This window comes from Robinsoniella sp. (assembly GCF_034124845.1).
On the sequence record NZ_JAWYAJ010000105.1, the window covers coordinates 1 to 12,739 of the forward strand.

Annotated in this window: 8 protein-coding genes and 1 tRNA gene; 2 read left to right on the forward strand and 7 right to left on the reverse strand. The window is 42.2% G+C overall.

Translation table 11 applies throughout. The annotated features are described in order from the left end of the window. Positions 1-300: 300 nt before the first annotated feature. The 4 genes from ACH2DQ_RS05205 to ACH2DQ_RS05220 form a co-directional block, all read right to left on the reverse strand. Positions 301-388 (reverse strand) — tRNA-Ser (locus ACH2DQ_RS05205). Positions 389-494: 106 nt separating this feature from the next. Then, the gene (locus tag ACH2DQ_RS05210) at positions 495-1,205 is read right to left on the reverse strand and encodes a lysophospholipid acyltransferase family protein (protein WP_394915522.1); all 711 of its coding nucleotides are present in this window, start codon (positions 1,203-1,205) and stop codon (positions 495-497) included. Positions 1,206-1,212: 7 nt separating this feature from the next. After that, positions 1,213-1,767 (reverse strand): Fe-S-containing hydro-lyase, encoded by a 555-nt coding sequence (locus tag ACH2DQ_RS05215; RefSeq protein WP_394915521.1) that lies wholly within the window; start codon positions 1,765-1,767, stop codon positions 1,213-1,215. Between the two features lie 78 nt (positions 1,768-1,845). Then, positions 1,846-2,691 (reverse strand): fumarate hydratase, encoded by an 846-nt coding sequence (locus ACH2DQ_RS05220; protein WP_394915520.1) that lies wholly within the window; start codon positions 2,689-2,691, stop codon positions 1,846-1,848. Between the two features lie 253 nt (positions 2,692-2,944). On the opposite strand from ACH2DQ_RS05220, the gene ACH2DQ_RS05225 reads away from it, so the two are divergent. Then, a complete protein-coding gene (locus tag ACH2DQ_RS05225; RefSeq protein ID WP_394915519.1) occupies positions 2,945-5,197 on the forward strand; it encodes an EAL domain-containing protein in 2,253 nt (750 codons plus the stop codon). A gap of 54 nt (positions 5,198-5,251) precedes the next feature. Here ACH2DQ_RS05225 and ACH2DQ_RS05230 read toward each other — a convergent pair whose 3' ends face one another. Next, complete coding sequence (locus tag ACH2DQ_RS05230) at positions 5,252-6,757, reverse strand: arabinose isomerase (protein WP_394915518.1); 1,506 nt, start codon at positions 6,755-6,757, stop codon at positions 5,252-5,254. A 211-nt stretch (positions 6,758-6,968) separates the two neighbouring features. On the opposite strand from ACH2DQ_RS05230, the gene ACH2DQ_RS05235 reads away from it, so the two are divergent. Further along, positions 6,969-7,853: an AraC family transcriptional regulator gene (locus ACH2DQ_RS05235; protein WP_395025839.1), complete on the forward strand. Its 885-nt coding sequence runs from the start codon at positions 6,969-6,971 to the stop codon at positions 7,851-7,853. A gap of 5 nt (positions 7,854-7,858) precedes the next feature. Here ACH2DQ_RS05235 and ACH2DQ_RS05240 read toward each other — a convergent pair whose 3' ends face one another. After that, the gene (locus tag ACH2DQ_RS05240; protein WP_394915516.1) at positions 7,859-10,030 is read right to left on the reverse strand and encodes a beta-galactosidase; all 2,172 of its coding nucleotides are present in this window, start codon (positions 10,028-10,030) and stop codon (positions 7,859-7,861) included. A gap of 29 nt (positions 10,031-10,059) precedes the next feature. Then, on the reverse strand, positions 10,060-12,739 hold a 2,680-nt coding region (locus ACH2DQ_RS05245; protein WP_395025842.1), incomplete at its 5' end, for a glycosylhydrolase-like jelly roll fold domain-containing protein.

Below are 12,739 nucleotides of genomic sequence, written 5' to 3' on the forward strand. Positions count from 1 at the left end.
TCTCTTTTAATAGAATCTTTCAAGGTTGTTTCACTGTTCAATTATCAAGGTTCTGCTTGCTTTTCTTTGCTGTTGTACTCTTTAGCGCAACTTCTATATGTTATCACACCGTCAAGCGTTTGTCAACAACTTTTTTAAAAAGTTTTTTGTGATGTTTTCTTTGCTGTTTTGACAGCTTTTATAGTCTATCACTTAGCTTGCATATTGTCAAGCACTTTTTTACATTTTTTTACAAATGTTTTTGTATCATATTACTGTCTTTAACTTCTCTAGTTTTATACAGTGCTAGGAATAAATTAGCGGAGAAAGAGGGATTTGAACCCTCGCGCCGCGCAAACGACCTACACCCTTAGCAGGGGCGCCTCTTCAGCCACTTGAGTATTTCTCCTGAATCATTATTACCTATATAATACAGCTTGTCACCTGTTGTGGTGACGCACAAGTTATTATACTAAAGAGACCTCGATTTGTCAATCACTTTTTTCAAAAAAGTTTTATTCCTTATCTTTTATCATATTTTCTATTCGCTTCTTTACAATAGAAGCTATTTCTGTAGACTTCAGATCCTTGTATTCATCATAATATATTGGACTTAAATAGTGAACCTGAACGGTAATTCTTTTTATAGAATGCGTGTCAAAAGATTTATAAGAATCTATTAAAGCCACTGGAACGATAGGACATCTGGCTTTTATAGCTGACTTAAAGCTTCCGCCTTTAAAATCCAACAGGTCATTTGGATGCTTTGTCCTTGTTCCTTCTGCAAATATGACATAATTTCTACCTTCCGTCACCTCCTTTGTAACATCCATGATTACCCGCATGGACTGCTTGATATCTTCTCTGTCAATTGCTTTTGCCCGCATGATTGCAAACACCTGCTTCAGGAAAGGTACGTTGGCTACTTCCTTTTTCATGACAACCGACAATGGGCGGCTGCAGCTTTCCACTAATGCCAGCACATCGAATAACCCCTGATGGTTTGGAAACAGTACGAAGCCATTTTTCTCCGGAAGATTCTCCCCTCCGGTTGTCTGAATAGTGACTCTTCCACCTTTGTTTGCATTGATTGTTATCTTTTTTAATAATGCAAAACGTTCCTCTTCCGTATGCTTATCATTATCTTTTGCATAAGCAACCAACTGAAAAGCCCAATAAGGCACAAACAATATATTTCGTAAAACCATCAAAATTATTCTTTCCACGAATTTGTCAGCTCTCTTTCTTAAATTGCTTTATAGCACTCTCATAGAGATTATTCCCTTTGCAATCTGCAACCACAATCACAGGAAAATTCTCAACTTCCAATTCTCGTATAGCTTCTGTCCCAAGATCATCATAAGCAATTATCGTAGATTTTTTAATTCTCTGGGACAGCAACGCTCCGGCTCCCCCTACTGCTGCAAAATAAACAGCGTTATTTCGCTTTATGGCATTCAATACTTCCGGTGTCCGTTTTCCCTTTCCGATCATACCACGCAGCCCCAAGTCCAGCAGTTTCGGCGCATATTTATCCATCCTGCTTGCGGTTGTGGGACCTGCTGATCCAATGGGACGTCCTTCCCTTGCCGGAGATGGTCCCATATAATAGATGATATTATTCTTTACATCAATAGGAAGCCTCTCGTTTTTATCCAAAGCTTCCTGCATTCTTTTGTGGGCTGCGTCTCTTGCTGTATATATTTTACCGGTTATATAAACATAGTCACCGGCATTTAGGTCTTTTGCGTCTTCCTCACTGATTGGTGCATTTATATATTTTTCCATACTTTCCTCCATCTACTCACTCAATATATAATCATATAGGATTATTTCATTTATCTGCCGCTGTGCTTATATCTACTTCTATATTTCTCTTACACTATGACGGTTAACATGGCAGCAAATATTAACACCAACAGGAAGCCCCGCAATATGTGTTGGGTATGTATTAATATTTACGGCAAGGGCGGTAACTCTTCCACCCAGACCGCCTGGTCCGATTCCAAGTCCATTGATTTTATCCAGTAACTCTATTTCCAGATCTTTTACATATTCTACTTCTGAATGGGAACCCGCTTCCCTTGTGAGGGCTTTTTTTGCCATGATCGCACATTTTTCAAATGTACCTCCGATGCCAACGCCTACTACCATTGGAGGACATGCATTTGGTCCTGCTTCTTTCACTGCCGTCAATACTGCATTTTTTACACCTTCAATGCCATCTGCAGGTTTTAACATAAAGACACGGCTCATATTTTCACTGCCAAATCCTTTTGGTGCAACTGTGATCTTTACTTTATCGCCCGGCACAATCTCATAATGAATTATAGCCGGTGTATTATCCTTGGTGTTTTCTCGGATAATCGGGTCGTTTACTACAGATTTTCTTAAAAATCCCTCTACATACCCCTGGCGCACACCTTGGTTTACAGCATCTTCTACATTTCCGCCTTCAAAATGAACTTCCTGCCCCAATTCCAGAAAAACAACTGCCATTCCGGTATCCTGGCAGATCGGTATCATATCTTTTCCCGCTATTTCAAGATTTTCCTGAAGCTGGCATAAAATCTGCCTGCCCAGATCGGATTCTTCTATATCAACTGCCTTTTTCATTATCCGGTCCATATCTTTGGATAAATAATGATTGGCTTCTATGCACATCTCTTTTATATTTTCCGTTAACTTGTCCACATGAATTGTACGAATCATGGTATAACCTCCTAGATTTTTGTCATATCTACTATAATATAGTATTCAATTCTTAACTTCAATATAAAAATAGATTTTCAGAAAAAACTCCGGCTAAACTTTTTGCAAAGTGTAATTGACATGGTAATTTTATGTAATTTTTTTAAAAGGTTTTACTATACTCCAGCTTGTTAAATACGTAATCCTATGATATGATTTTAATTAAGAAGACTAAGATATAGACTATAATCACACAACTGCTTGGGAGAACTATATGAAGAAAAAGAAGCGCAGTTTTTCTTATTTATTAATGACATTGATTTGTTTTCTTTTTTTGGTATTTGGATGTATCTTCGTATACTCTATGATGCGCCAGAACGAAAAGGATGATTTGAACGGTCTATATGAATTGGCAGCTCAGGAAAAAATGATGATTTTGAAACAAATACGCGGAGACTGGGAAACACTGTCCGGTATATCTATCTGCCTTGGCGATCTGAACATTACTGAGACTGATCAACTTACACCAATTTTGACTTCCATTAATAATGCAAACACTTTTATTCGTATGGGATTTATCAGCACAGATGGAATAGGCGATCTCATAGACATTAATGGGAATACCTATAATCATGTGGACTTTTCCAATGAAACTTTTTTTCAGGATGCTTTGTCCGGAAGTAATACGATCTCTGAAACATATGAAGACCCTTATACTACAGGGTATATTCATTATTACGGGGTTCCTGTGTATCATTTGAATAAAGTAATTGGGGTTCTATGTGCCGTCAACAGTTCCGAAGTTCTATGTAACATTGTAGATGCAGCACTCATCCAGGGTGGTGGTTTTTCAAATATACTGAAAAAAAACGGAGACTATGTTGTCAGATCAAAACAACACTACGATGAGAACAGCATATATAAGCTGAAGGATATCGGCAGCTTCTCAGAGGAAGCATATGAAAATATTCTGTCGGATTTCGCTTCCGGAACGGAAAATACGATCAGTTATATCCACAAAGGAAAGAAATACTGGGCTGTATACATACCTATAGAGATTAACGACTGGTTTATTTTAAGTATTGTTCCGGAATCTATCATAAATGGCAATTATATTTATACAATGGGTGTTATCCTGATTGTATTTTCTGCCTTTATTATATTTACGGTTTTTGCTTACCGCATGAACCAGATGAATCGTAAAAACAAAGAGCATCTGGAACAGCTTGCCTATGTGGATCCTATTACCGGTTATTCCAGCTTTGATAAATTTCTGCAGGATATTGACACTTTGAATGATCACATGCCGGGTTCAAACTATGCTTTCTGGTACTGTGATATCAAAAGGTTTAAATATTTTAATGACTTGTTTGGATATGATGCAGGTGATGATGTATTAAGATATTTTGCTGACTTGATATCCCGGTTTACACTGAAAAATGAATACTTCTGCCGTGTTAACGCAGATAATTTTACAGGAGTAAAATACTACAATGACAAAACTGAGCTTATTGCATGGTTCCAGGCTCTGAATGAGCAAATGAACCACTATGTAACTTCAGAAAACCAGGAATATCACTTGGATCTGAGCATTGGTATCTATTGTGTAAAGGATTTTAAAGATTCAATTACTTTTAATGATATGATTAACCGTGCTAATATGGCACAAAAGGCCATTAAGCAAACCGGAAATGATAACTACGCATTTTATTCCCAGGATATTCGAAAACAGATCCTGATGGAGACGGAAATGGAATCCCGTATGCACCAGGCACTGGAAAATGAAGAGTTTAAAATATATGTACAGCCTAAGGTGGATATCCAGCACGGGAACCGAATTGCCGGCGGCGAAGTGCTGGTACGCTGGGTCAGTTCACAGGGGTCTTTGATTGTTCCCGGCAAATTTATCCCCTTATTTGAAAAGAATGGATTTATTATTCATCTGGACCGTTATATGTTTGAGGGAATCTGCAAATGGGCAAGACAGTATCTGGATGAGGGGAACCCAAAGATAAAGCTGGCAACAAATGTATCCCGCCTGGGATTATTCCAGGATGATTTTCTTGATTTTTATATTAATACGAAAAACAAATACCATCTTCCTGACGGGATGCTTGAATTGGAATTCACAGAAAGTGTCGTTTTAAATAATAATGAACTGTTCCAGACTTTTGTAGAGGAATTACAGGATAATGGCTTTGTATGTTCCTTAGATGATTTTGGTTCCGGATATTCCTCGCTGAACGTTCTAAAGGAGCTGCAGATTCAGGTATTAAAACTGGACATGCTCTTCTTTCGAAAGGGAGCAAATACCGAAAGGGAACAAATTGTAATCCGCAACATTATTACCATGGCAAAACAGTTAAAAATGCGAACCGTATCTGAGGGCGTGGAAATGAAGGAACAGGTTGATTTCCTGCGAAAGGTGGGGTGCGATATTGTGCAGGGCTATGTATTTGCAAAACCGATGCCGCTGGCACAGTTTAAACAGCTTTTAATCGATAAAGTCGATGGATTTCAGTTATAAAAATAAGGAACAGCGTGTAAGGCTGTTCCTTATTTTTATAACATTTGCAATTTACTATTTATCCAGGGTAACGAAATTTACATCCAGAATATCCGCTATTTTTTCATACAATGATGCATTATGTCCCACACTCATCGCAAAATGGTGGGTTGGTGCTTCTGCAAACCATTCATCCATGAAACTGTCAGGATCCTTTTTGAACTTTACCGGGGTCTGTGTATTGCCTATGGTCATAATTGTACCATCGGTGGACTCAGCCTCAGTGATAATGAATTTCAATCTTCCGTCAATGGTCTGGCTGCATCCCAGATTGGTGATCGGTCCGGTTTTTACTTTTGCTTCTACGGATACGCCTGTTCCCTGTTTTCCATGATAAAGCCCCATTCCCCGAAGAATTGGTTTTCCATTAGCAATTTCCAGATGGAATGGTCCGTCATGTCCCAGGAGAATGGTTCCTTCTTCATAATCGGTTACTACGATTTCACAGAATGATCCGCCTTTATTTACAATATCACAGATCTTCATTGCGAGGCAGGTCTTTAAGTCACCTTCTCCGGCACAGGGAATTCCCTTTGCAGTCAGCAGTGAATGGCCTACAATAAATCCCCCCTGTAGTTTCTCATATTCTCCGCCCGGTGCACCGTGGTAATAGTAAGTAAGGGCATCCAGATCATATTCTTTTACTAATTTTTCCTGTGCCGCTGCGACTTTTGCCGACCACTCCAGCTGCTCCTCTGTAGGCTTTTTAGCAAGAGGATCTGCTGCTGAATCTTCACTGATTCTGAAAAACTCTGCTATTTCATTTCTCTTTTGCGCTACTTCTTCTGGAGTTACCGTTTCCATGGCGCGATTCAGATCACACATTTCCAGCACTTCCAAATGTGCTCCTGTCTGTCCCTGGAACATGGTAAAATCACTGTACATATCCAGCATACCGCTGTATGTATTGCCCAGAAAACCAAATCTTGCTCCGGAGAGTCCGCTTTTTACACTGGCAGCGAGTACCCATTCTTCGATTTTTTTCCATGCCTGAATGGCTTCCGGGCGGTTTGCAGTATTTTCATCGGTTAGAGAAATCTCTGGTGTATAATCCAGCCCCAGCAAACCATTTACCACACGGTACTTAATCCCCGCCCGGTTAAACGCATTGGAGATCTCCGGAACAGGGCATGCTCCGCAATGAGCCAGCCATTCTCCGGTAGTCGTCTGGGCATAATTTATTTTTGCCGTAGGCTGTAGGTTTAGGATTACCGTATGAGCCTTGCAGTCCTGATGTACCGGAAGTATGGAACCACTGGTAACATAAGTTCCTGCATGTGCAAAAATTAAGTCTACGTTATTTGCATTAAAATACTCACCTGCTTTATGTCCCTCCTGTTCGCAGTCTACCAGCCCATAGAAAAATACCTGTGCATTTCCCATTGCTGTAATTTTATCTGAGATGAACTGACCGTACTCGATCATTCTCTCCCGAAGACCCGGAAACTGTCCCCAATAATGTTTTAATCCCATCGTGTATACACCAATACGTGCTTTTCTGGTTTCTTTTAATTTCGCCATTTTATTTTCCTCCTGATTCCAACGCCGATTGACATAAATACGTCCATATGCCTGTATTATATTATGTTGCTGTCCTGTTAACACTTTACAAATCCATTGTAATCATTTATTATGGATTTATCAATCAAGTTTGTTGTGCAAAAATATCAGTATCTTGCTCCTGTTATTTTTGGGGTTTTAGCAGGCATTCACAACCTGGGAGGATATTAATATGATTATAAAAAATGATCAAAACTATGAAGAACGTGCATCATACAGCTGGTCCGAGGACTCCGTCCGCCTAATTATTACCGCCAGCAATGTGGCAAAATCTATTTATTTTTATATTCAGGAAGCCGGGTATTTTAAGACCAGCGATTCTTATTTTACGGAACGGAAGAATCTGAATTCTTTTTTGATCGTTTACACCATATCGGGCAATGGGTATTTGAAATATAAAGGATGCAGCTACACCCTGCCAGCCGGACAGTGCTTCTATATTAACTGTACGGAACACCATTATTACGAAACAGCAAAAAACAGTGACTGGGAATTTCTATGGATTCATTTTAATGGGAGCAGTGCCCTTGGCTATTACGAGGAATTTGTAAAAAACGGTTTTAAAACCATCCAGATCCAGGACACATTCTTTATGGAAAGCACGCTGCGCAGGATTCTGGCACTAAACCAGAAACGCAATGCCTCAACGGAGGTCCTTACTTCCAGCCTGATTACCAATGTCCTGACGGAGCTCCTTGTCCAGACCATTACCTTTGATGCCCAGACAATTTTCATGCCTCCTTATATTAAAAATGTGTTAAAAGACATTGACCAGAACTTTAAGTCTCCCCTGTCACTGGATGATCTGGCATGCCGCCACGGTGTGAGTAAGTTCCACCTTTCTAAGGAGTTTAAAAAGTATACCGGAACTACGGTTAATGAATATATCATTGCAAACCGGCTTTCCTATGCAAAGGAGCTGCTGAAATATTCCAATGATTCGGTTAATGAAATTGCTTATAAAGTGGGAATGAATCACGTGAGCCATTTTATTAACCTGTTTAAAAACAGGGAAAATACCACACCGCTGGCGTATCGCAAGGAATGGCAGATTTAGTTCAGCTATCTCTTTTCCTGTCTTATCACATCCACGCCAAAACCCTTTAGCCTGAGTGTACCAAAGACAAGTTTATGATACAATAAAGAAAAACCCTTTTCATCATCCCCCAAACAAACCTCTTTTTCCTCCGTTGTATAATTTAAGTAAAACACATACTCCACGCGGTCATGATACCGAATGTGTTTTTCCACACCATGGGGCAATTTTTTAAAAGTTATCCCCAACTCACACATTATTTTCCCCACCAGCTGTTCCAGACCGGAATCTTCCACCCTTGCACCCAGGTACCACGCTTTCCCCGCTCCAAATGTATTTACGGTAATTGCCGGCGTACCCTGGTAAAAATCTTCGGTATAATATGCCAGCGTCCGGGCTGTTAACGGCTTAATAATCTCACAGAAATCCCGGATCCGGCATACTCCATGCATTTCGCTGTCTTCGGTAAATGCGGCTCCATTGCTTTCAGACGGATACAGGGAATCTATTTCTTCCGTGTATAGCCCAAAAACGTCTTTTAAGCCACCTCCCGGAAATCCGCCCAGATAGCAGAGGGTGTGTTCGTTTACGTAGCCCGTCAGATAGGTTGCCGCAAGATACCCGCCTTTTTCCACGAAATGACTAAACCGCTCTTTCGTACCCGGTTTTAACAGGTAAAGCATTGGTGCAAATACCGCCTTATATGGGGTCAGGTCTTCCTCCTGGGAAATAATATCTGCCTCTATGCCATAACAAAACAATATTTGATACAGTCTTCTGCACTCCTGCGGATAATTTTTCTCCACACTCAATCCAGCCATATCATTGATTGCCCACCAGTTCTCCCAGTCAAAAATGATTGCTGTTGAAGCCTTTGGAATACTGCCCTGTACTTCCTTCAGCAGTTTTAATTTCTTTCCCACTTCCTCTACTTCCCCAAATATCCTGGTGTCACACCGTCCCAAGTGATCGATCACTGCACCATGGTGCTGTTCATAGGACCCTCTGCTTTTTCTCCACTGAAAATACTGCACGGTGTCGGAGCCGCAAGCTACTGCCTGCATGCAGGACAGGTTATGAACGCCGGGACGCTTTAACTTGTTATAGGGATGCCAGTTGACCTGGCTTGGCACACTTTCCATCAGCATAAACGGTCTGTCTCTTTTCAGGGAACGCATAACGCTGTGGTCGAAGGCGGTCGCAGCTGCGGTATCGATTAATTCTCCTTTGTCTGTATGCCAATCCGGATAACTGTCCCAGGATATGATGTCCAGCTCTTTGGACATTTTATGATAATCCAGCCCTTCATATAAACGCATAAAATTGGTAGTAACCGGAATGTCCGGGGTCCATTTTTTAAATACCGCAATTTCGTCTTTCATGTAGTCGGTCATATTCCAGGTGGTGAACCGTTTCCAGTCCAGATTTAGTCCATGTATACTGGTTTCTCCCCCAGGTACCGGCGGCTCTATCTGTTCGAAACTGTTGTACCTGTGGCTCCAGAACGTTGTCCACCATTCCTGATTCAATTCTTGGATATTGTCATGGTATTTTCTTTTCAGATAGTCCTGAAACTTTTTCTCACACAGGTCACAATAGCATACCCCTCCCAGTTCATTGGAGATATGCCATAAGATCAGCCCGGGATGGTTTCCATACCGCTTAGCCAGAATTGTGTTGATCTCTCTGACCTTTTCCCGGTACAGCGGAAAAGTCATGCAATGGTTATGCCGCACCCCATGCCGGTTGCGTATGCCCATCTGGCTGACACGCATAGCCTGTGGCATGGCCTGATCCAGCCATGCCGGTCTCGCACCCGAGGGTGTCGCCAGTATAGTAAAAATACCATTTTCCCACAGCCTGTCCATCACGTCATCCAGCCACTCAAAATGATAGTTACCTTCTGATGATTCATAAACAGACCAGGAGAATACCCCCAGGGTGACGGTATTTACCCCTGCTTTCTTCATCAGGCGGATATCCTCTTCTAAAATGTCAGGGCGGTCCAGCCACTGCTCAGGATTGTAATCTCCCCCGTGGAGAATTTCATTTACTTTTGGAAATAGTATGCTTCTTTTCATTTTTACACCCACTGCATATTGCTGACTGCCTGCAATATTGCCGCATTCAATCACGCTGAAAGATTCATTCTGCAGCTTCCTTTCTATATCATCATTTTCTTTCAGGCCTATACCCATTTTATTTGCTTTACTCTCAAGATCTGCCCCTATCGGTATAAATGAAGCTGCGGCGGAGCAAGTAATCCCGTGGGGGATAACTGCATATGGGTGGACTGTCCGTCATGCATTTTCCACACAAGGGTATTGGCAATTTCAATTCTTAAAAGATTTTCGCCCTTTTTTATATAAGAAGTAATGTCTGCTTCGTAGGGATTGCCGATCATCATTCCTGCATATGAACCATTTAACCACACCTCTGCACAGTCGCCCACCGCCGGCAGACGCAGCATGTATTTCTCTGCCTTTCCATCGGTATCTCTATAATCAAATTTTCCCTCATACAAAAATGTTCCGGAGAATTCCGGGAAGCCATTTTTTCCATTCATGTTTGGAAGACCCTGCCCCGATAGTAGGTGCATTCTTTTTTGAAATGCCGGGTACTCATCTGGCTTGGAAAGGGAAACATCCCAGTCTATGTCTAATGAAATAACTTTTTCCCGGCTCATTCTTTTGCAGCCAGGCGCTGAATCACTTTCCAGATATATAGCGGATTCGCCCGGAAGCAAATGAAGCGGGAGGGCCTCACCCGGAAAGCATCCCGGTTCCGTTTCATTGTTGATGCCATCGTATCGGATAATGTACCGGCGCTCACCATTTAAAAAGCGGACTGAAGTATCCACGGTTTCAAAAGGACTCTCGTTAAAAAACATATAAATATTAGCATCTTTTTGCCTGTAACAAAGTGCTCTGAGATCTTTGCAGCTCTTTGTAAATGAAAAACACGGCTTTCCAGTTTCCCTTACTTTTCCCGGAAGTTCTTCCAGAGAAACTACCGTCACGCACTTTGCAAATTCCTCATGAACTGCACTTCCGTCTGTTAAAGATGAGGGGCATCCCCCCACCATATATACAGGGATTCCTTTTTTAGATGCGCGGATCGCAAAATCTACTGCTGTTTTTGGAATATTTGCACAATAGGGAATGATAAATGAGGTGTATTCCGCATTCCCTATTCTAAAGGTTTTATTGTCTGCTTCCGGTGCATCTGGCGTATTTATGCCGCAAGGTACCAGCCAGTCAGCCGGAACGACATCTGCGTCCAGCTGGTGTTCCAGCAATTTTCGAACGGGCTTTTGAAAGAGCATTGCCTCCTTTCCCGTCCATTCAGCCTCGGCATGATAGAGAATTGCCGCATCTGCTTTATGTATCCCTCCGTTTAAGAGATGACAGCATCTGTTCATGTACTTCATAAGCAGTGTAAAAAACCGATACTGGGGATTATTTCCCCTTGCATAGAAATGGGGCGGGCAGTCCCTGTCTGGAAATGCCGGAGAAAACGCGTGGGGCACGAATACATTGATTCCCCTTACCAGCATGTGGTCTGTGAGCCACTTCATAAGGCTGATGCCCTCACCCCATCCATAGGCACCGTAGATTTCGCATAAAGCCCGGCCCTTTTTTGCTGGATCAATGTGGGCATAAGAACTTCCAAGCTTCGCCAGACCATAATGAAAAAACTCTCCATCCCGGTCGGATGCAATCCACTGGTGGTATGTGCCTGTAAAACCCGGCATAATCTGCAGCAACACCACATCAATGCCCGACATATCCTGCCCCTTCTGGGCGCGGAAATAATGCCCGGTACTGCAGCCCAGCCTGCCGTGGGCATTATCATCTTCAATGATATGTCCTATGTATTCAATTCCCCTCTCCCTGCACCAGTTCCCCACCTGACCGCTGAAGCAGGAGCTGACCAGTCTGGTTACGCTATCCATATAGCCGCTTCTGATTCCGGATGTCTTTTCTCCCATGTCATACCACAGGGCAGGCAGATTTTTACAAAATCCACTCCCCCACAGTTTCTCAAGCCGGCTTTCCAGTTCACTGCTCCAGGGCAGCTTTACATCGCACTTATACCCCTGCATACCGTAAGCAGGCTTGCGGTACTGCCCGGATAATGAGTGTGAGCATGTTTCATGGTCACACTTTCCCAGCCTATCCTGAAAATCATATCCCGGGGTATTTCCCAGCTCCGGCTCATCGGAAAAAAATCCGGCAAAAGTTTTTCCAAACTCTTTCTGATACCTCTGATAATGGGGTTCGTACACCGTATCGATCAGCACTTTTACGGACCTGCTGTCTAAGAGATTCATGTAATTCTCCCGACCGCCATTTTTTCTGGTCTTATACAGCACAAATATCCGGTAATAACCCTGTGGTACATCGAAATAAAGAACTCCATCATGAACCTGCCCGGTCAGATCCAGAGTACCATCCCCAGCGATATCCAGTGATTCCGTATCCGGTTTGGGACACGCTAAAACAGCCAGCAGTTCTCCGTCGTCTCCCAGAAATGGGTCTATTACTACAGCACTGTCCTTTACCGGTCCGACTACATCCATATGCCGCTGTGCAAGATAGATTTTTGCCAGTTCCGGATGCTTTTCAAATGCACCGTTGGCGTGTCCTGTGGGAAATTTATCATCGTCCAGAATCCAGATGCGCAGTTCTCTTTTCTTTGCCTCCTCCATGATAAAATCTAAGTCTTCCCACCACCCGGGACCTGCAAAGTCTGGATGCGGTCTGGATTCCAGGCAGATTTCCCGGATTCCGCACCTGCATACTTTATCGATTTCTTCTTTTATAATTTCTTTATCTTCTCCATGCATCCAGAAAAACGGCAGTATATAATTTCCACCCTTTCCTTCTATTAAATCCTCCAAACGC